The organism is Comamonas sp. MYb396 (genome assembly GCF_037479555.1).
Taxonomy (GTDB): Bacteria; Pseudomonadota; Gammaproteobacteria; order Burkholderiales; family Burkholderiaceae_C; genus Comamonas.
This window is the reverse complement of record NZ_JBBGYU010000006.1, coordinates 58,306-77,166: the sequence shown is the minus strand read 5'-3', so window position 1 is coordinate 77,166 and position 18,861 is coordinate 58,306. Positions and strand designations below refer to the sequence as shown.

Sequence of the window (18,861 nt, the reverse complement as noted above, 5' to 3'; positions counted from 1 at the left end):
CTTGTTTTGGAAAGACAAAAGAATAGCCGTTTTCCGCCTCGTCCAGCGCCAGATAACTTCGCCAGCGCCACACAGAACATGCCGAAACTGCCCGCTAGGTGCCGAATGCGGACAGCACCATAAACCGCCGGCGCTGCGCCAGCTGCAGAACATGCATCAGGCATATTTTTTGGCCCCCGCCACACAGACCACCGCCACCAGGGTCACCACCAGCATCGACCCGCTGACCTGCTCATGCAGCAGCACGGCAGCCAGCGCCAAACCCATAAAAGGCTGCAGCAGCTGCAACTGGCCGACCGCCGCAATGCCGCCTTGTGCCAGCCCCCGGTACCAGAATACAAAGCCGATCAGCTGGCTGAACACGGCCACATAGACAAAGCTGAGCCAGGTGGCGCTGCTGACATGGGCCAAGCTGGCAGGGGCCAGCCACAGCGCCAACGGCAGCATCAGCGGCAGCGCCAAAACCAACGCCCAGCTGATGACCTGCCAGCCGCCCAGCTTGCGCGACAGGCGCGCGCCCTCGGCGTAACCCATGCCGCAGACCAGCACGGCGGCCAGCATCAGCAGATCGCCGCTGAGCGATCCCTGCCCGCCGCCCAGGGCGGCATAGCCCGCCACGGCGGCGGCCCCCGCCAACGAGAACACCCAGAACAGCCCCTGGGGCCGCTCACCGCCGCGCAACACCGCAAACAAGGCGGTGGACAGCGGCAGCAAGCCGATAAAGACGATGGAATAGGCCGAGGTCATGCGCTGCAGCGCCAAGGCCGTCAGCAGCGGAAAACCCACCACCACGCCCAAAGCTGCCACCGCGAGCGACGGCACATCGGCCGCGGCAGGCCGGCGCGCACGCTGGGCCAGCAAAAAGGCACCCCCCAACAGCGCCGCCACCACGGCGCGGGCACAGGTCAAAAAACTGGGGTTCAAATCTGCCACCGCCACCCGCGTGGCCGGCAGCGAACCGGCAAAAATCGCCACCCCCACCAGGCCATTGAGCCACCCGCCCGTACTTTTCTCCATGCCAGACTCCTTGATCGAGCCCGCAGTACAGCATGCCGCCTGCCCTCTGCACCAGACACAGTACAGTACAGTTCAAAGAAACTGTTATCAATAAAAGGCCATACAGTTGGCAGCCAAGCGGGCCGCAGATCCTGCAGTTAGCGGCCTTGCGCCCCGGCAGTAGCTTGTCTCAAGGCCCGGTCCAGCACCGCAAACACCCGCTCATCGGCGCACTGCGACACGTTGAAGCGCACATAGTCGCCCGCCGACTGCGACTGGCTGAATGAGTTGCCAGGCGCCAGCACTACTCCTTCCTGCAGACAAGCCCGCGCCACCGCGGCCGCATCGGCGCCTTGCGGCAGACGGCACCACAAAAACATGCCGGCCTGCGGCACCAAGGCGGGCTCCACCCGCAGCTTGCGCAGCCGCTGGGCCACTTTGTCCATGTTCTTGGCCAGGCGCTGGCGCACCAGGTCCATATGCTTGCGGTAGCCGCTGTCGGTCAGGGTTTTCAGGATGATGTCCTGCGCCAGCCGCCCGGCGCCAAAGGTGGTGGCCAGCTTCAGGTCCACCAGGCCCTCGATCCAGTCGGGCCGGGCCGCCAGGTAGCCGCAGCGCACCGAGGCCGAGACGGTTTTGGAAAAGCTGCCGATCTGGATCACGCGCGCCAGCCCATTAAACGCGGCCAGCCGGGGCGCATGCTGGTTCTCGAAATCGGCAAAGATATCGTCTTCCACAATCACCAAGTCCGTGCCCTCCACCAGCTTGAGCAGCCGGTGCGCCACCAGCGGCGACAGCGCGGCGCCCGTGGGGTTGTGGATGCCGGCATTGGTGATGTAGAGCCGGGGCTGGTGTTCCTGCAGGGCCTTGTCAAACTGCTGCACATCGGGGCCCTGCGGCGTGTAGCGCACGCCCACCGCCTGCACCTGGTGCGCCTTGAGCAGCGCATGGAAGTTGAAGTAGCAGGGGTCATCGACCAGCACCGTGTCGCCGGGCTTGAGCAAGAAGCGGCACACCAGGTCGATGGCCTGCGTGCCCGACTCGGTCAGCATCAGCTGCTCGGGCGATACCTCAATGCCGGTGGCCGCCATGCGCCTGGCCAGCAGCTGGCGCAGCCCCGGGCTGCCTAGCGGCGTAGCGTATTCCGTCAACCCATCCAGCGGCCCGCGCGCCTGCGCGCGCAACGCCCGCCGCACGCCCTCCTCAAACATCCACTCCGGCGGCAGCCAGCCACAGCCCGGGCGCAGCGTGGCATGGTCGCTCTCCAGCGATTGGCGCGACACCCAGAGCGGATCGACGACCCGGTCCAGCTTGGGCCCCAGCTTCAGCAGCGCCAGCGGTGCCACCGGCCCGTTGACATAAAAGCCCGCCCCCGGCCGCGCCACCACCAGGCCCTCGGCCGCCAGCCTTTCATAGGCCTCCACCACCGTCGAGACCGACATGCCCAGCAACCCCGCCTGCTGCCGCACCGATGGCAGCCGCGTGCCCGGCAAATAGCTGCGCGATGCCATGCCGGCACGCACATGGGCCATCACCTGTTGGATAAGGGTTCCGTTGCGCGCCATGGTCCGCTCCACTGTTCTGGCAAAAATCAATAACGGTTGAGCTTAATTGTTATTGAATGCGGATGCCAGCCATGGGCTATCTGAAGCCCCTCCGCACCCACACCCTGCGCGCCTGGCTGCCCAGCACGGCAGGCCTGTGCATAATTCCGCGATGATCACCATTCGCCCTTCCCGCCCCGATGATGGCCCACGCGCCGTCGAGATCTGGCGCCAGGCCGTGGACGCCACCCACCACTTTCTGCAGCCGGACGACCGCGCAGCCCTCGATGCGCTGGTCAGCCGCTTACTGCCCCAGGCGCCGCTTTGGCTGGCCGTTGATGCGCAGGACCACCCACTCGCCTTCATGCTCATCGACAACGGCCAGATGGAAGCCTTGTTTGTCGACCCCGCCGCCCGGGGACAAGGCCTGGGCACCGCGCTGGTTCGCCATGGGCTGTCACTGCATGCGCAGATGCGCACCGATGTCAATGAGCAGAACACCCAGGCCGTGGGCTTTTACGAAAAGATGGGCTTTCGGCGCACCGGGCGTTCGGCCGTGGATGGGCAGGGGCGATCTTATCCGCTGATTCATTTGGAGTACGGCGGTGCTTGATAACGCAGGCAAGCCCCAGTCCAGCGCGCATTGCTAGCGCCCAGGTGCTTCGCTGGCTGCCGCCTGCGTCAACGCTGGATGCCCCGGCAGCACCTCCAGCAAATAGTCCACAAAGCTGCGCACCTTGGCCGGCACATACTGCCGGTCGCGGAAGCAGGCAAAAAAGTCCAGCGTCACATCCTCCAGCTGCAGCGGGCCCGGTGTTGCTTTGCGGCCCTTGCGCGGGGGCTGCAGCACCAAGGGCAGCAGCCGCCCTTCCTGCACATGGCGCTGGGTGATAAAGCTGCCGGCCCAGACAATGCCACCACCGGCAACGGCCAGCTCCACCAGCGCATCGATATCGGTGCCAATGGCGGCAATGCGCAGGCCAGGATCTGCCCGGCGGCCATCGCGCACAAAGGGCCAGCGCATAAAGCGCCCGTCCCGCTCGCGGCGGTACAGCAAGCAGGCATGCTGCAGCAGATCCTCGGCCACCTGCGGGCGGCCATGCTTTTCCAGATACGCGGGCGAGGCATACAGAAAGCGCGGCATGGCGGCGAATGGCCGCACGGACATGCCGGGCTCCAGCACATCGCGGTAGCGGATGCTGACGTCCACATCCTCCTTGAGCACATCGACATCGCGGTCGGTCACCAGCAATTCCAGCTCCAGCTGCGGGTGGCGCGCCTGGAAGGCCGGCAGCAAGGGCGCCAGCACATGGCGGCCAAACGCAGCCATGCAGGCCACGCGCAGCCGCCCTTGCACGGCGCCATGCACCAGCGACACATCGGCCTGCGCCCGCGCCAGTTCATCCAGCACCGGTGCCACCCGGGCCAGGTAGCGCTCGCCCGCTTCGGTCAGCGCCATCGAACGCGTGGTGCGCGTGATCAGCCGTGTGCCCAGCTCCCGCTCCAGCCGCGCAATGTTCTGGCTGGCCGCCGCCGGAGAAATACCCAGCTGGCGGGCAGCCGAGGCGATGGAGCCCCCTTCCAGGGCTTTGACAAAGATATCAATGGCGCGCAGATTCGTCATGAATTCGAATGTATACGCAAACCCATTCGTAAATCCAGATTACGAGTTCTGCAAGCCTGCGCCCACTACCGGATAGGCTGCTGCCTGCGTACAGTCTCCCATCAGGTGCTGGGCCACCGTGCCCGGCCGTTATGGATTTGGAGCCAGCGATGCAGAATGTGATTGAAGCAGTGACGCCCCAGGGCGATGTGGTTTTTCGGGCAGCGGATGGGAGCTATATCGTCGCCCAGCAGATCGATGCCAAGCCCTTGAAGCAGGCGCAGATCCTGGAGGGCGCGCTGGAGACGATTGGCATCGAGACTGCGACGGATGTGAATACGGGGCTGAGCTACGAGTTCTTTATCGCCGGCTATGGGCTGTCGCGCGAAGGGGCCTTTGGGGCGCCGGAGTGAGTGGCGCCAGCACAGGATTTACAGCAGCTTGAACCAGTGCGCCAATGCCTTTGTGGAATGGCTGGAGCTGTATTTGAAGCGGGAAAGATCGCCCTGGCCATCACGCTGTAGCATTCATATCCAATCAAGCTCAAACGCCCCGCCTTATACCAAGTGAGCAATGACAATCTCTCAAATTGGAACTCTTGCACTCATTGCCGGCTGCGCCTTGGTCCTACTGCTTAATTGGGCTTCACTTATCCAGGCCCAGCTCCACAAAAAAGGATTCAGCTTCGCCCCCCCGTGGATATGCGGACTATCTGCCAGCGTTGCAATGTATTGCTATCCAGGAGGATCAATGCAAGCTTACGCGTGGGTGCCCTTGCTACTCGATCCCAGTATCAGTCTGGTTCTCGCGATGCTGGCTTGGCAGAGAATTTTCCACAAGACCAAGAAGAAGCGCTGACCATCCTCACATCGGCCCATCTCGCTCCATCGCCGGCGCCAACTGCTCCCGCAAAGTAGCCAAGATCTCCTCCGACAGCCCCGGATTGCCCGCCGCCGTGGCGCGGGCCAGCACCAGGGCGCCGACCATGCTGCTCAGCGCCACGATGGTCTGGCTGCGCCTGTCCGCACGGTCATCGGGTAACACGGCCATAAAGCGCTGGATATTGCGCTCCACCCCCAGCGCAAATACCTCGGACATTTCCGGCCCGGCGCGGGCTGCATCGGTGGCCAAGGCGGCTGCGGGGCAGCCGTCGCCGGGACGGTCGCGGTGGCTGGCCGACAGGTAGCCATGCACCAAGGCGCGCAGCCGGACAGCGGGGTCGTGATCGGCATCAGCACTGTCCAGGCCCTCCAGCGGCGTGATGGTCCAGTCAAAGGCGCGCAGGCAGGCCTCTCTGGCCAGGGCATCCTTGGACGCAAAGTGCCGGTAGAGCCCGCCATGCGTCAGGCCCGCGTCGCGCGTGATCTCGGCCACGCCCACGCCCTCCAGGCCTTTTTCCCGGTAGAGGCGTGCAGCGGCATCGACGATGCCTTCGCGGTGCTCGGCCGCTTGTGCTTTGCTGACTTTCATGCGTTAGATGATACCCATCATCAAAACTCATTTATGATGACGACCATCATCAATAAGGCTGGGCGCCCGTTTTTCCGCGATGGCGTCCAACCGCGAAAGCTGCCATATGGATCGTCGCGTCGTCATCACCGGGCTGGGCCTGGTGTCACCCCTGGGTTGCAATGTGGAGCTGGCCTGGCAGCGCTTGCTGGCGGGCCAATCGGGCGTGCGCGCACTGGCCACGGAGGTGGGTGAAGGCACCGGCGTCACGGTCGCTGGCCGCGTACCCAGTTTGGAAGAAGACCCGCAAGCCGGCTGGAGCGCCGAGGCCCTCATTGCCGCCAAGGAGCTGCGCCGCATGGACCGCTTTATCGCCTTTGCGCTGGGCGCCGCAGACCAGGCGCTGGCGCATGCGCAGTGGACCCAAGCCAGCGCCGAGCAGCAAGAGCGTGCAGCCACCATCATCGGCTCAGGCGTGGGGGGCTTCAGCACCATTACCGACGCAGTACGCACCACCGATGGCAAGGGGCCGCAGCGCCTCTCGCCCTTCACCGTGCCGGCCTTTCTGGCCAATCTGGCTGCCGGCCAGGTCTCCATCCGCCACCAGCTCAAGGGCCCGCTGGGCGCACCCGTAACGGCCTGCGCCGCCAGCATCCAGGCGATTGGCGATGCGGCACGCTTGATTCGTAACAACGAGGCGGACATGGCGCTGTGCGGCGGCAGCGAGGCCACCATTGACCGGGTGGCGCTGGGCAGCTTTGCAGCAGCCAAGGCCGTCGCCACCGGAGGCGAGGACCATCCCGGCCAGGTGTCCCGGCCTTTTGACATGGCGCGCGAAGGCTTTGTGATGGCCGAAGGCGCAGGCCTGCTGGTGCTGGAGGCCTTGGACCACGCCTTGGCGCGTGGCGCCATACCGCTGGCCGAAGTCATCGGTTATGGCACCTCGGCCGATGCCTACCATGTCACCTCCGGCCCCGAGGACGGATCGGGCGCCGCCCGCTCCATGCGCGCCGCCTTGCGCCAGGCGCAGCTGCAGCCCGGCGATATCCAGCACCTCAATGCCCATGCCACCTCCACCCCGGTGGGCGACCGCGGCGAACTCGCCGCCATCCGCCAGGTGTTTGGTGCCAGCACGGGCCCATCCATCACCGCCACCAAGTCGGCCCTGGGCCATATGCTGGGCGCTGCTGGCGGGGCTGCTGCGGTGTTTAGCGTGTTGGCCCTGCGCGACCAGATCGCGCCACCAATCCTCAACCTGGACAACCCCGACCCCCTGGCCGAAGGGCTGGATCTGGTTCGCGGCAGTGCACGGGCGCATGCAATCGAACATGCCATGCTCAATGGGTTTGGCTTTGGCGGGGTAAATGCTTCGTTGGTGCTGAAGCGATTTGGGGGTTCATAAGCGCTTCAGCCATGCCAAGGAGAGTCAGACAACTCGGCATTCACCATCACATTTTTCACACATGCAACGCGCGACCCGCAAGCCTGTAACGGCACCACGCATGATGCTTTGTTCTTTTGCTGTTAGCCTTCCATGGCCAGCAGGATCCCTGCCAGCCCCACCTCGGCCATCGCGCCCCTTCTAAAAAGTGAACCCCCTATGACCAGCCCGCTGTACACCGCCTCCATTCCCGTCATGCAGCAGATGTTGCGTGCCCTGTCCGATGTGCTCAGGAAGGCCGAAGACCATGCGGCGCAACGCAATATCGACCCCAATGCGCTGCTGCAGGCGCGGCTGTTTCCCGACATGTTTCCGCTCGTCCGTCAGGTGCAGATCGCCTCTGACTTCTCCAAGGGCATTGCTTCGCGCCTGGCGGGTGCTGAAGTGCCCTCCTGGCCCGACACGGAGACCAGCTTCGCTGACCTTCAAGCCTTGATCGCCAAGGCGCTGGCGCATCTCGCATCCTTCCCTGCCGCGCAATTTGATCTCAGCGAAAGCCGCGACATCGTATTGCGCCCCGGCACGCCCAAGGAAAAGAAGCTGACCGCCAGCGCCTACCTTCTGCACTATGGTCTGCCGCAGTTTTTCTTCCATGTGACCACCGCCTATGCCATCCTGCGCCACAACGGTGTGGAGGTGGGCAAGCGCGACTATATGGGTGCGTATTAACCTGCGCGGCGCCGCTCGGTTACGGTTGCTCGATGGCACTAGGGCATCGTTGCGCCGATCGCGCACATGCCCTGGATACCCAACAGGCAATGGCCATGGCCTGAGGCGGGCGGCACTCTGGTTGCCAGCGCGGGCGGTTGCAATCCTTTCTGCACTGACCAAGGCCCATCATGCGCAGCCTTGCGCGACCTGGCGGATTCAGGCGGCTTAGGCTACGGGCAAGAAGGTCAATGGGACCTGTTATGGGTGCCTTGGGATGCGCAGAAGATGGCATGTACGAGTGGCCATCGCGGCCGTCAGCCCTGTCAGGTCATGACGACGGATCGTGCATCACCATTGCATACAGTTCTGCGACACGGTCCACCGAAATGCCTTGCCGCTGTTCGATGGCAAGCGGGTGTTCGGTGGGCTCCAGCTCAATAAAAGGCCGAATCCCGTCATCGCGAAGATGCACCCGCGTCTTGAGGTTCAATGTGTCTGGATAGGGCATCAAGTCTGTGTTGAGCCATCCAAAGAATGGTCCAATATGCGAGCGTTTATCAATGAACTCAAATTCAAGCCATTGGTTGTAGCTCTCGGCACTGAGCGATACCCAAACCCCCCAGGAAAAAGGCTCGGGCTCCCCTTGAACAGGAATCTCAAGGCACGCACGGACAAAAAAGAATCTGCCATCAACAGTGCAGGTATCTGTTGAGAGTGTGCAGCGCGTCGCGCGCTCATTGGGCGGTATATCGTCATAACTGAACGGGGTGAGTACGCCAAAGGAAGGCATCCCCTGGTGCACCTCACCGCATGAGGCGCATAAAAATTCAAAGGACATCATCCGTCTCCATGCTTCAAAAGCCAAGGGGTGGAAAAAGCAACTGATGAGGCTCGTCCATCGACTACAACAAACGACAGCCATACAAAATGGGCAGCTAAGTATCCATGCGCAAGCGCAGCATACGAATGGTCCGCCGAACATCTGCGGGCACCTGGTGGTAGATGCGCTGTGTCAGCCGATCAGGGGCATATCTTGCAAACTGGGAATGAATTCTTTCAAGTGCTGCCAGAAGCTGTTTTTGAATCTCCCCGCTGTCCATGCCTGACCCCATGACTTCCTGTGCAACACGGGTCAAACCAGCGGCCGCATCGGTATCACCTCTAGAGTCCTCCGAGGCCAGATACTGCAGGTAGGCCGCCAAATAAAAAACACGTGCTTGCGGCCCCATATCGGCGAGCGCTTCAGCGCATGGCATGGAATGCGCCCGAAACATCTCGACGGCCTCGGCAATGCTCTTCCCCAAGAACATCTGGGCGGCAAAACGCTCATCCAGCGAATCATGGATGTTGATTTCTTCAAAAGTCGGAAGGCGCATGGCTGCCAAGTCTATCGACCTCGCGCGCTTATGGCTTGGAGCCCCACCTCGCAATAACCGCTATCCATACACCCCCACCGGATCAGACCCCTGCCATATGCTAGGTGCCTCTGACGGGACCGCTGCGATCTTTATCGTGTCAGCCTTGCGCAACCAGATGGCCCCGCAGCTCCTCAACCTGGACAACCCTGACCCCGTGGGCTGAAGGGCTCGTTTTCATTCGCGGCAGTCTATCGGTACATGCGATTGAAGGCACGATGCCCAATGGGTTTGGTGGGGTGATTGTTTCGTTGGTGTTCAAGCAGCTCTCGGCTTAGACCACTGGTCTTCTATGACAGGTGGGCGTCTCACATCTGGTCAGAAATCATGCGCCATATCCGGCGCATGTTCCTAGAAACTTCAAACTCCGCCTCCGGCCCAATGTCTTCAAGGCAGGCCCAGTATGAAATGGTTGAAGCGTGAATTTCAGGTCTGGCTAACAAGGACAGTTCAATACGCTGCCAAGCGGAATCAAACAAAGACAAAGGCATTTCCTCGACACACTGAATCAGGATCTCCATCAGGGAATATCGCTCCGCATCCGTGACGCCCTCTGCTCGATAGGCCTCAAAAAACTCATCGAAGCGCTTCACATCTGCAACCTCCCATTCCCAATCCTGCATGCTGTAGTGAAATGGCAACCCAAACCGAGTTGCGAGGGCTTCACGAGCCATCTGGCTTGGGTAAAAGACGGGCTTCCCGGAGTTTGCTGACATCATGTCGCTCCTCAAAGTGGCTTCTGCTGACCAAGCTACACGTCAATAGGCATCGGCCTGTGATGCAGGTGGCAAGCGAATGATTGATCATCCGAGCTTCAACGCCCTGGTAGCAATAAAAGTCGGAATCACATTCTCCACCACAAAGCGCGGATGGGGCTGCCAGTCTTCGTGAAAGCCGGTGAGCACCAAGCCCGCCTCCAGCTGGCCGCCAATCTGGTCTGCCAGCGTATGGCCAAACACCAGGGCCTCGCCGCGCTCGCGCTTGGCGGCCAGGTCTTCAGCAGACAAGTGCGCTAAGTCGGAAAAGGGCAGCCGGCGGTTGGGGCGCACAAGCCCCTGGGCCGTCAAGGCCGGGTCGCGGTCGGCGACAAAGACCACCGGGTTCCAAAAGCTAGACAGCAGCTCGCCACGCGGCGCCAGCACGCGCGCGCATTCGCGCCAGACCGGGCGTACATCGGGGATATAGAGGTTGGAGATGGGGTGGAAGATGACGTCAAAGCTGGCATCGGCAAAGACGGAGAGGTCACGCATATCGCCCTGCACACAGCGCAGCTCCAGCCCCTCTCTGGCGGCGACTTGGCGGTCCTGGCCTAGCTGCCCTTCGGAGAAATCGAACACGGTCACATCGGCGCCCGCTGCTGCCAGTATGGGGGCCTGCTGCCCGCCTCCCGCTGCCAGGCACAGAATGCGCCGGCCACGCACCTTATCCAACCATCCGGTGGGCAAGGGCCCGGGCGTGAGGCGGGCGGCACTCCAGTCGCCCGCGCGGGCGGTTGCAATCGCTTCAGCGCTGACCGGGGCCGACCATGCGCAGCCTTGCGCGGCTTGGCGGTTCCAGGCGGCTTGGTTGTGGGTGAGTAGGTCGATGGGATCTGTCATGGGGCTCTTCAGCATCTCGGCAGAATGCATGGTCCAAATACGGGATGGTCCGCGTGCCATGGGCCCGCCCAGCCAGCGGTAGACTATCCAGCGCCCGGGGTCCAATGCGCTGCTTCTCTACCTATAAGCAAAACTAACCGAAGTTTGCACCCACTCCGGCATTGGGCGGGAAATGATTGAATGTCCGCCGCGACGAAGATCGGAGCATAAGCCATTTGGAGGAATTCCAGATTCCTCGCTGCTGCCTCGAACACTTGAAGATATCGAAAGAGTTTATGCCATTTGTGCCTGCCCTATGCCCTTCCTGCTCGGGAAAGCTCCAAGTACCCGATGACCACGACATCGTCAAATGCATGTACTGTGGTGTCGATGTCGTCGTGAGACAAGCCATTCGATTGATTTCTGGCAGCGCATCCACTTTTATGGAGCTGGCGCATGTCGCTTTGGCGGCGAGAAATTTTTCAGAAGCCTACGGCTATTACACCAAGGTATTGGAGATAGAGCCTCGCAATGCGGATGCCTGGTATGGCAAGGGGAAGGCCGCTGGCGCGATGGGCAACGGGAGCTTTCAACACCTGAAAGAAATGCAGGTTGCCATTGCACAGGCCATTAAATTATCGCCCCCCGATAAGGTCGCCGATATGAAAGCAGCAGCTGCAAGGGACATGGCAAGTGTTGGCGCTACCAATTACCAAATGGCAAGCAGCATCATTGCAAGGCTTGTCGCAGCCAACGGCGCATGGGCCAGTCATTTGACGCTGTGCCGAGAGATTATTTCGCTGCTCGAAACCGCGCACAGCTACAACCCCAAGGACACCCAAATCCTCAAAAATATTGTCCAGATATGCAGTGACAATATTTCAGGCATCAAATTCAAAGATCCTGCCAATGGCAATGCCACGACCGTCAAACATCTCAACGATGATTACGAGAAAGAGCTGCGCGTTATTTTCAATTTATATGCAGAGAAGCTCGTAGCGCTGGAGCCAGGCTACCAACTTCCCTATCCAAAAAGAAAATCCTCGTATTGCTTTGTGATCACTGCAACCATGGGCAGTGCACAGCACCCAAATGTCACATTCCTCCGGTCTTTCCGGGACACCATGCTGGTCCGCACTGCGTTTGGCAAGGCATTCATTCGCTGGTATTACCGCCATGGCCCTGCTATCGCTCGGCTCATTGAAGGCTCTCGCCTGGCGCGGTCCACCTCTTATGTGTTCATCGTGCTGCCGGCTGTGGCTATCGCCAAGCTGATTACCTGGGCGGCGGCAGGACGTTCGCGCTGACCACACCGGGGGCATCGGCGCTTGTTGCGCTGCGGTGCCTCTTTCAGTTCGCACCCTGCGATGGCGCAACCACCGGGGCCTGGGCTTGCTCAAGCGCCCCTGTGCGACAGCCTATTTTTTAGGCACCCGCAGCAACCGCAGCCCATTGAACACCACCAGCAGACTCGCCCCCATATCGGCAAACACCGCCATCCACATCGAGGCATTGCCAAACACCGCCAGCGCAAAGAACACCGCCTTGATGCCCAGCGCGAAGATGATGTTCTGCCACAGGATGGCGTAGGTTCGCTTGGACAGCAGCACCGTCTCGGGCACGCGGCGCAGGTCGTCGTTCATGATGAGGATGTCGGCGGCCTCCTTGGCGATGTCGGTGCCGGCGCCGCCCATCGAGAAGCCGATCGAGGCGGCGGCCAGGCTGGGCGAGTCGTTGACGCCGTCACCCACCATGCCGGTCGGCTGCTGGGCCACCAGGCCGTTGATGACCTGGAGCTTGTCCTCGGGCAGCAGGTTGGCCTTGACCTCGTCAATGCCCACTTGCGCGGCAATGGCGCGGGCGGTGGCTTCGTTGTCGCCGGTCAGCATCACCGTGCGGATGCCCAGGGCCTTCAATTCAGCAATCGCCTGCTTGCTCGATTCCTTGGTGGTGTCGGCCACCGCAAACAGCCCCAGCACGCCTTGCGCGCTGGCCAGCACCGAGACGGTCTGGCCCTGCTCCTCCATCGCCAGCATCAGCGCCTCCACCTCGGCAGAGCACTGGCCGCGCTCATGGATCCAGCGGTGGTTGCCCAGCACATAGCTGTGGCCACCGATATCGCCTTTGACGCCACGGCCCAGCTCGGCGGCAAAGTTGCCCACCTCCAGCGCCTCACCATCGATACCGGCGGCGACCGCCTTCGATACCGGGTGGTCCGAGCGCGCGGCCAGGCTCTTGGCAATGCGCTCGATCTGAGGGGCATCAGGGCTGGTCGACAGCATGCGGGTCTGCACCAGCTGAGGGGTGCCGGCGGTGATGGTGCCGGTCTTGTCCAGGGCGACGACGCGCAGCTTGCGCGCCTCTTCCAGATAGGCGCCGCCCTTGACCAGAATGCCCCGGCGGGCGGCAGCAGACAGGCCGCTGACAACGGTCACTGGCGTGGAGATCACCAGCGCGCAAGGGCAGGCGATGACCAGCAGCACCAAGGCCTTGTAAATGGCGGTCAGCCAGGGCCAGTCCAGCATCAGAGGCGGCAGCACGGCGACTGCCACGGCCAGCACAAACACAGCGGGGGTGTAGATGCGGGCAAAGCTGTCCACAAAACGCTGCGTGGGCGCGCGCTGGCCCTGGGCCTGCTCCACCGCGTGGATGATGCGGGCCAGCACGGTGTCGGTCGACAGCTTGCTGACCTCGAACTCCAGCGAGCCGCTTTGGTTGATGGTGCCGGCAAACACCGGGTCGCCCGGGGCTTTGTCGACCGGAATGCTCTCGCCGGTGACGGAGGACTGGTCCACCGCGCTTTGGCCGCTGGTCACCACGCCATCCAAAGCAAAACGCTCGCCGGGCTTGACCCGCGCCAGCGTGCCGACCGCCACCGTCTTGGCATCCTGGATCTGCCAGCTGCCATCGGCCTGCCTGGTCTCGATCTGCGGGGGCGACAGCGCCAGCAACTGGGCAATCGCATTGCGCGCGCGGTCCACCGAGCGCGCCTCAATCAACTCGGCCAGCGAGTACAGCGCCATCACCATGGCCGCCTCGGGCCACTGGCCAATCACAAAGGCGCCGATCACCGCCACGCTCATCAGCGCATTGATACCCAGCTGGCCGCGCAGCAAGGCCGACAGGCCTTTTTTGAACACGCCCAGGCCCGACAACGCAATGGCCAGTGCGGCGACCGCCATGCCGACCATGCGCCAGACCGAGGTCTCGGGTGTCAGCAGGTGCAGCAGCTCGGCGGTGGCTGCCACCACCAGCGCGGCAATCAGGCGGTAGAGCTCCCGGCGTTGCGCCTTCTGCACATCGGCGGCAGCCGGCGGGGCCGACAGCGTTTCGGTGCTAAAGCCTGCGGCCTGGATCTTCTCCGTCACTGCCGCCCATTGCTGCGGGTCGGCTTCGACCCGCAGGGTGCGGGCAGGCAGGTCAAACTGCAGCAGCCTGACGCCCGCCGCGCCTTCGAGGATCTGGCGAATCTGCCCCTCTTCCACGGGGCAGTCCATCGCGGGAATGCGCAGCAGCAAGGCGCCGTCATCGGCCTTCAAGGCCGAGCTGGCCTGGGCGGCAGCGCCCAGGTCGGGGCTGCAGCAGTCGCTATGCGCATGCGCTGCAGCTGTTGCTGCTGGGGCATGGGCATGCGAATGCGCATGGTCATGACCATGGCTGTGATCGTGACCCTTGTCGTGGCTATGGCCGTGGTCGTGCGCATGGTCGTACGTATGGCCGTGCCCCTTGGCGGCCACGGCGGCGGCCTGCTGGTCTTTGCCGGCGCAGCAGGATGCCGCTGCATGGCCATGGGAATGGCGCTGCGCGGTGTCGGAATGGGCAGTGACGGGGTTGGAATTCGTTTGGGTCATAGAGCGTGCTCCCTGTTGCTTCGATTAAAAACCCTGTAGTAACTACAATGTCAAGCCTAAATCGCTAGACTCCGTATGGACATGAGGGCAATGACATGAAAATCGGTGAACTGGCCACGGCCTCGGCGACGCCCGTGGAAACCATCCGCTACTACGAGCGCGAAGGCCTGCTGCCGCAGCCCACGCGCACCGCCAGCAACTACCGCATCTATGAAGAGCAGCACCTGGAGCGCCTGCAGTTCATCCGCAACTGCCGGGGGCTGCAGATGTCGCTGGACGAAGTGCGCGAGCTGCTGCGCTACAAGGACGAGCCGGCCCAGGACTGCGCCGAAACCGTCGACAAGCTGCTTGAAGCGCATATCGGCCACGTCGCCCTGCGCATCCAGGAGCTGCGCGGGCTGGAAGCCCAGCTGATCGCCCTGCGCGACCGCTGCCGGGGCACCCAGGATGTGGAGCACTGCGGCATCCTCGCCGGCCTGGCCGAGACGCCGGCAACCCCGGCGGTCAAACAGCATCTGCATGTGCGCTAAAGGCCTGCTCGCGGGAGATCAGAGGGCGCAAAAAAAGGTGGCGCACTGCGCCACCTTCTAGAGCCCGGCTGCAGTTAGCCACGGAACATTTGCAAGCGCGCCTTTCTCTCCGCCGGCGTCTCGCTGGTGTAGGCATCGATCACCTGCTGGCGCGTCTTGCCTGGGCCGGAAGCGACAGGCGCGGGCGGGTAGTTGCTGCTGCGCAAGGCGTTGGGGCCGCGCTTTTGCAGCGCCTCGATGGTCTCCGCCTGCACCTGCGCGCGGCTCTTGCCTGGCTGGGCATGTTCGGGGTAGAGCTCATAGCCCTTTTCCGTCGGGGCCGAGTGCAAGGTGGCGCTGGCCGATGCGTTGCCCAGCATGCCCAGCGACAGGGCTGCGAAAGCCAGGGACAACAGGGTGGAGGTGCGTGTCTTTTGCATGGTTGCAATGCCTTTCATGAGGGTGAAAATACTCTCGCTGCGACTGCATTCGAGATGGCTCCATTGTTGAAAAAACACGCTGACCAAAGCCACACAGCAAGATGACATTGCTGCAATGCGCAGGCCGCTTAAATAGCAGATACAACAAAGCCATGGCGGGCTGGGCCATGGCTTTGCTGTCACTGCGTTTGGAAGGCTCAGGCCGGGTGCGCAGCGGGCTTGTCAGCGCCCTCTTTGTCGTCCAACTCATCCTCCGACGGATCGTGCCGGTGCACCAGGCGGTAGAGCAGCGGCAGCACCAGCAAGGTGAGCACCGTCGACGACAAGATGCCGCCAATCACCACGGTGGCCAAGGGGCGCTGCACCTCGGCACCCGTTCCCGTCGCAATGGCCATCGGCACAAAGCCCAGCGAGGCGACCAGGGCCGTCATCAGCACGGGCCGCAGGCGCGACAGCGCTCCGGTGTGCACGGCATCGGGAACGGCCAGCCCACCCTCGCGCAGCGCGCGGATCGACGAGATCATCACCAGGCCGTTCAGCACGGCCACGCCGGACAGGGCGATGAAGCCAATCGCCGCCGAGATGGACAGCGGAATACCACGCAGCCACAGCGCCAGAATGCCGCCGGTGAGCGCAAACGGAATGCCGGTAAAGACGATCAGACCGTCGCGCACGTTGTTGAACATCGCAAACAGCAAGGTGAACACCAGCAGCAGCGCGACAGGCACCACAATCTGCAGCCGCTGCTGGGCCGATTGCATGTTCTCGAAGGTGCCGCCCCAGCGCGTCCAGTAGCCGCTGGGCAGTGCCATCGCGCCCAGGTCCTGCTGCGCCTGCTCGACAAAGGAGCCAATATCGCGGCCGCGCACATTGGCGCTCACCACAATGCGGCGCTTGCCATCCTCACGGCTGACCTGGTTGGGCCCGGGCGACAGCGCAAAGCTGGCCACCGCTGACAAGGGCACAAAGCCCAGGCGGCTGCCCTCCTGCTGCGGCAGCGCAATGGGCAGGCGCTCCAGCGCAGCCAGATCGCTGCGCAGCGCCTCGGGCAGGCGCACCTGGATGTCAAAGCGCCGGTCGCCTTCAAACACCGTGCCGGCCTCCTGGCCGCCCACGGCCGTGGCAATGGTCTGCTGCACATCGCCCATGTTCAGGCCATAGCGCGATGCCTTTTCCCGGTCCACCTGCACGGTGAGCATCGGCAGGCCCGTGGTCTGCTCCACCTTCACCTCGGAGGCGCCGGGCACCTTCTGCAGCATGGCGGCAATCGATTGGGCAGTGCGTTCGAGCACCTGCATGTCATCGCCAAACACCTTGACCGCCACATCGCTGCGCACGCCCGAGATCAGCTCGTTAAAGCGCAGCTGGATCGGCTGCGAGAACTCGTAGTTGCTGCCCGGTATCGCCTCGACGACCTCCTGCACCTGGGCCAGCAGGTCCTCGCGGCTGCGCTGCGGATCCGGCCAATGCGCACGCGGCTTGAGCATGATGTAGCCATCCGAGATATTGGGCGGCATCGGGTCCGAGGCAATCTCGGCCGTGCCGGTGCGGGCAAACACGCGCTCGATCTCGGGCACCTGGTCCTTGAGCGCGCGCTCGATCTGCATCTGCATCTCCAGCGATTGCGTGAGGCTCGTGCCCGGCACCCGCAGCGCCTGGATCGCAAAGTCGCCCTCGTTGAGGTTGGGCGCAAACTCGCTGCCCAGGCGCGAGGCCAGCAGCAGGCTCAGGGCCACCGAAACGACAGCCGCCGTCAGCACCACCACCGGCATGCGCATCACCCGCGCCAGCAAGGGCTCGTAGGCCTGGCGCGCCCAGGTCATCAGGCGGTTTTCCTTCTCGCCCACCTTGCTGCCGATGAACAGGGCAATGGCCGCCGGGATAAAGGTGATGGACAGAACCATCGCGCCCACCAAGGCCAGCACCACGGTCAAGGCCATGGGGTGGAACATCTTGCCCTCCACCCCCGTCAGCGCAAAGATCGGCAGATAGACCACCATGATGATCAGCTGGCCAAACAGCAGCGGACGGCGAGATTCCTTGGCGGCGGCAAACACCTCATGGAAGCGCTCGCTGCGCGACAGCGGGCTGCCCTTGCGCTCCTGCGCATGCGCCAGGCGCCGCACGCAGTTCTCCACAATCACCACCGCCCCGTCGATGATGATGCCAAAATCCAGCGCGCCCAGGCTCATCAGGTTGGCGCTGATGCCCCACTTCACCATGCCCGTAAAGGTGAACAGCATCGATAGCGGAATGATCAGCGCCGTGATCAGCGCAGCGCGGATATTGCCCAGAAAAAGAAACAGCACCACCACCACCAGCGCCGCGCCTTCGACCAGGTTTTTCTTTACCGTCGCAATGGCTTTTTCCACCAAGGTGGTGCGGTCGTAGACGGTCACGATTTTCACGCCTTCGGGCAAGGTCTTGCGGATCGACTCCATGCGCGCATCCACCGCCTTGGAGACGATGCGGCTGTTCTCCCCGATCAGCATGAACACGGTGCCCAGCACCACCTCGCGGCCGTTGTCGGTGGCAGCGCCCGTGCGCAGCTCGCGGCCCAGGCTCACCTCGGCCAGGTCGCGCACGCGCACGGGCTGGCCTTGGGTGCTGCCCACAATCACTTCCTGGATGTCCGCAATGCCCTTGACCTGGCCGGGCGCGCGGATCAGGTACTGCTCGCCTTCGCGCTCGATATAGCCCGCCCCCACATTGGTGTTGTTGCTCTGCAGTGCTGCGACCAGCTTGTCCATCGAGATGCCATAGGACGCGAGCTTGTCCGGCCGGGGCGCCACCAGGTACTCCTTGGCAAAGCCGCCAATGGAGTTGATCTCGGTCACGCCGGGCACATTGCGCAGCTGGGGCTTGATGACCCAGTCCTGGATCTCGCGCAGGTCCATGGGGGTGTAGGGCGTGCCATCCGGCTTTTTGGCGCTATCTTCCGCCTCCACCGTCCACAGGTAGATTTCGCCCAGGCCGGTGGAAATGGGGCCGATGCTCGGCGCAATACCGGGCGGCAGCTTCTCACGCGCTTCCTGGATGCGCTCATTGACCAGCTGGCGGGCAAAGTAGATGTCGGTGCCGTCCTTGAAGATGACCGTCACCTGCGACAGCCCGTAGCGTGACAGCGAACGGGTCTGCTCCAGATGCGGCAGGCCGGCCATCACGGTCTCGATGGGGTAGGTGATGCGCTGCTCGGTCTCCAGCGGCGAGTAGCCCGGCGCCTGGGTGTTGATCTGGACCTGCACATTGGTGATGTCGGGCACGGCATCGATGGACAGGCGCTGGTAGCTGAATACGCCCAGCGCAGCCATGGCGAACACCGCCAGGATGACCAGCCAGCGCTGTTCGATGGAAAAACGGATGATGCGTTCAAACATGCAGACTC

At 63.0% G+C, this 18,861-nt stretch carries 17 protein-coding genes; 6 read left to right on the top strand and 11 right to left on the bottom strand.

The genetic code is table 11. From position 1 onward, the window contains the following. Positions 1-156 precede the first annotated feature (156 nt). Together WH265_RS14915 and WH265_RS14910 are read right to left on the bottom strand one after the other, a co-directional pair. Positions 157-1,017: a DMT family transporter gene (locus WH265_RS14915; protein ID WP_339558790.1), complete on the bottom strand. Its 861-nt coding sequence runs from the start codon at positions 1,015-1,017 to the stop codon at positions 157-159. Positions 1,018-1,154: 137 nt separating this feature from the next. Then, entirely contained in the window at positions 1,155-2,561 is a 1,407-nt protein-coding gene (locus tag WH265_RS14910; RefSeq protein ID WP_339558789.1) for an aminotransferase-like domain-containing protein, read from the bottom strand. 151 nt (positions 2,562-2,712) lie between these two features. On the opposite strand from WH265_RS14910, the gene WH265_RS14905 reads away from it, so the two are divergent. Further along, entirely contained in the window at positions 2,713-3,153 is a 441-nt protein-coding gene (locus WH265_RS14905; RefSeq protein ID WP_339558788.1) for an acetyltransferase, read from the top strand. A gap of 33 nt (positions 3,154-3,186) precedes the next feature. Here the strand turns inward: WH265_RS14905 and WH265_RS14900 are convergent, their stop codons facing one another. After that, a complete protein-coding gene (locus tag WH265_RS14900) occupies positions 3,187-4,164 on the bottom strand; it encodes a LysR family transcriptional regulator (protein ID WP_339558787.1) in 978 nt (325 codons plus the stop codon). Between the two features lie 149 nt (positions 4,165-4,313). Here WH265_RS14900 and WH265_RS14895 point away from each other — a divergent pair, with 149 nt between their 5' ends. Then, entirely contained in the window at positions 4,314-4,556 is a 243-nt protein-coding gene (locus WH265_RS14895; RefSeq protein ID WP_339558786.1) for a hypothetical protein, read from the top strand. 451 nt (positions 4,557-5,007) lie between these two features. On the opposite strand, the gene WH265_RS14890 is transcribed toward WH265_RS14895, so the two are convergent. Next, entirely contained in the window at positions 5,008-5,613 is a 606-nt protein-coding gene (locus WH265_RS14890; protein WP_339558785.1) for a TetR/AcrR family transcriptional regulator, read from the bottom strand. Positions 5,614-5,719: 106 nt separating this feature from the next. Here WH265_RS14890 and WH265_RS14885 point away from each other — a divergent pair, with 106 nt between their 5' ends. Together WH265_RS14885 and WH265_RS14880 are read left to right on the top strand one after the other, a co-directional pair. Next, positions 5,720-6,994, top strand: a complete 1,275-nt coding sequence (locus WH265_RS14885) for a beta-ketoacyl-[acyl-carrier-protein] synthase II (protein WP_339558784.1) — start codon at positions 5,720-5,722, stop codon at positions 6,992-6,994. Positions 6,995-7,192: 198 nt separating this feature from the next. Continuing rightward, the gene (locus tag WH265_RS14880; protein ID WP_339558783.1) at positions 7,193-7,702 is read left to right on the top strand and encodes a DUF1993 domain-containing protein; all 510 of its coding nucleotides are present in this window, start codon (positions 7,193-7,195) and stop codon (positions 7,700-7,702) included. Between the two features lie 310 nt (positions 7,703-8,012). Here the strand turns inward: WH265_RS14880 and WH265_RS14875 are convergent, their stop codons facing one another. The 4 genes from WH265_RS14875 to WH265_RS14860 form a co-directional block, all read right to left on the bottom strand. Then, entirely contained in the window at positions 8,013-8,522 is a 510-nt protein-coding gene (locus tag WH265_RS14875; protein ID WP_339558782.1) for a DUF2199 domain-containing protein, read from the bottom strand. 97 nt (positions 8,523-8,619) lie between these two features. Next, positions 8,620-9,060, bottom strand: coding sequence for a hypothetical protein (locus WH265_RS14870; protein ID WP_339516347.1), 441 nt, complete (start codon positions 9,058-9,060; stop codon positions 8,620-8,622). A gap of 347 nt (positions 9,061-9,407) precedes the next feature. Next, positions 9,408-9,815, bottom strand: a complete 408-nt coding sequence (locus tag WH265_RS14865) for a hypothetical protein (RefSeq protein ID WP_339534764.1) — start codon at positions 9,813-9,815, stop codon at positions 9,408-9,410. 87 nt (positions 9,816-9,902) lie between these two features. Beyond that, on the bottom strand, positions 9,903-10,697 hold the full coding sequence (locus WH265_RS14860) for a class I SAM-dependent methyltransferase (RefSeq protein ID WP_339558781.1): 795 nt from the start codon (positions 10,695-10,697) through the stop codon (positions 9,903-9,905). 215 nt (positions 10,698-10,912) lie between these two features. On the opposite strand from WH265_RS14860, the gene WH265_RS14855 reads away from it, so the two are divergent. After that, positions 10,913-11,983: a tetratricopeptide repeat protein gene (locus WH265_RS14855; protein WP_339558780.1), complete on the top strand. Its 1,071-nt coding sequence runs from the start codon at positions 10,913-10,915 to the stop codon at positions 11,981-11,983. Between the two features lie 111 nt (positions 11,984-12,094). On the opposite strand, the gene WH265_RS14850 is transcribed toward WH265_RS14855, so the two are convergent. Continuing rightward, a complete protein-coding gene (locus WH265_RS14850; protein ID WP_445228532.1) occupies positions 12,095-14,527 on the bottom strand; it encodes a heavy metal translocating P-type ATPase in 2,433 nt (810 codons plus the stop codon). A gap of 95 nt (positions 14,528-14,622) precedes the next feature. On the opposite strand from WH265_RS14850, the gene cadR reads away from it, so the two are divergent. Then, positions 14,623-15,057: a Cd(II)/Pb(II)-responsive transcriptional regulator gene (gene cadR / locus WH265_RS14845; protein WP_339558779.1), complete on the top strand. Its 435-nt coding sequence runs from the start codon at positions 14,623-14,625 to the stop codon at positions 15,055-15,057. A 74-nt stretch (positions 15,058-15,131) separates the two neighbouring features. Here cadR and WH265_RS14840 read toward each other — a convergent pair whose 3' ends face one another. Both WH265_RS14840 and WH265_RS14835 read right to left on the bottom strand, forming a co-directional pair. Beyond that, positions 15,132-15,476, bottom strand: a complete 345-nt coding sequence (locus tag WH265_RS14840) for a DUF4148 domain-containing protein (protein WP_312987821.1) — start codon at positions 15,474-15,476, stop codon at positions 15,132-15,134. A gap of 197 nt (positions 15,477-15,673) precedes the next feature. Continuing rightward, positions 15,674-18,853: an efflux RND transporter permease subunit gene (locus WH265_RS14835; protein WP_339558778.1), complete on the bottom strand. Its 3,180-nt coding sequence runs from the start codon at positions 18,851-18,853 to the stop codon at positions 15,674-15,676. Positions 18,854-18,861 lie beyond the last annotated feature (8 nt).

Excerpts from the sequence above, each read along its gene's own strand:
- WH265_RS14915 (WP_339558790.1), bottom strand. The coding sequence starts at position 1,017 with ATGGAGAAAAGTACGGGCGGGTGGCTCAATGGCCTGGTGGGGGTGGCG.
- WH265_RS14910 (WP_339558789.1), bottom strand. The coding sequence starts at position 2,561 with ATGGCGCGCAACGGAACCCTTATCCAACAGGTGATGGCCCATGTGCGT.
- WH265_RS14905 (WP_339558788.1), top strand. The coding sequence starts at position 2,713 with ATGATCACCATTCGCCCTTCCCGCCCCGATGATGGCCCACGCGCCGTC.
- WH265_RS14900 (WP_339558787.1), bottom strand. The coding sequence starts at position 4,164 with ATGACGAATCTGCGCGCCATTGATATCTTTGTCAAAGCCCTGGAAGGG.
- WH265_RS14895 (WP_339558786.1), top strand. The coding sequence starts at position 4,314 with ATGCAGAATGTGATTGAAGCAGTGACGCCCCAGGGCGATGTGGTTTTT.
- WH265_RS14890 (WP_339558785.1), bottom strand. The coding sequence starts at position 5,613 with ATGAAAGTCAGCAAAGCACAAGCGGCCGAGCACCGCGAAGGCATCGTC.
- WH265_RS14885 (WP_339558784.1), top strand. The coding sequence starts at position 5,720 with ATGGATCGTCGCGTCGTCATCACCGGGCTGGGCCTGGTGTCACCCCTG.
- WH265_RS14880 (WP_339558783.1), top strand. The coding sequence starts at position 7,193 with ATGACCAGCCCGCTGTACACCGCCTCCATTCCCGTCATGCAGCAGATG.
- WH265_RS14875 (WP_339558782.1), bottom strand. The coding sequence starts at position 8,522 with ATGTCCTTTGAATTTTTATGCGCCTCATGCGGTGAGGTGCACCAGGGG.
- WH265_RS14870 (WP_339516347.1), bottom strand. The coding sequence starts at position 9,060 with ATGCGCCTTCCGACTTTTGAAGAAATCAACATCCATGATTCGCTGGAT.
- WH265_RS14865 (WP_339534764.1), bottom strand. The coding sequence starts at position 9,815 with ATGTCAGCAAACTCCGGGAAGCCCGTCTTTTACCCAAGCCAGATGGCT.
- WH265_RS14860 (WP_339558781.1), bottom strand. The coding sequence starts at position 10,697 with ATGACAGATCCCATCGACCTACTCACCCACAACCAAGCCGCCTGGAAC.
- WH265_RS14850 (WP_445228532.1), bottom strand. The coding sequence starts at position 14,527 with ATGACCCAAACGAATTCCAACCCCGTCACTGCCCATTCCGACACCGCG.
- cadR (WP_339558779.1), top strand. The coding sequence starts at position 14,623 with ATGAAAATCGGTGAACTGGCCACGGCCTCGGCGACGCCCGTGGAAACC.
- WH265_RS14840 (WP_312987821.1), bottom strand. The coding sequence starts at position 15,476 with ATGCAAAAGACACGCACCTCCACCCTGTTGTCCCTGGCTTTCGCAGCC.
- WH265_RS14835 (WP_339558778.1), bottom strand. The coding sequence starts at position 18,853 with ATGTTTGAACGCATCATCCGTTTTTCCATCGAACAGCGCTGGCTGGTC.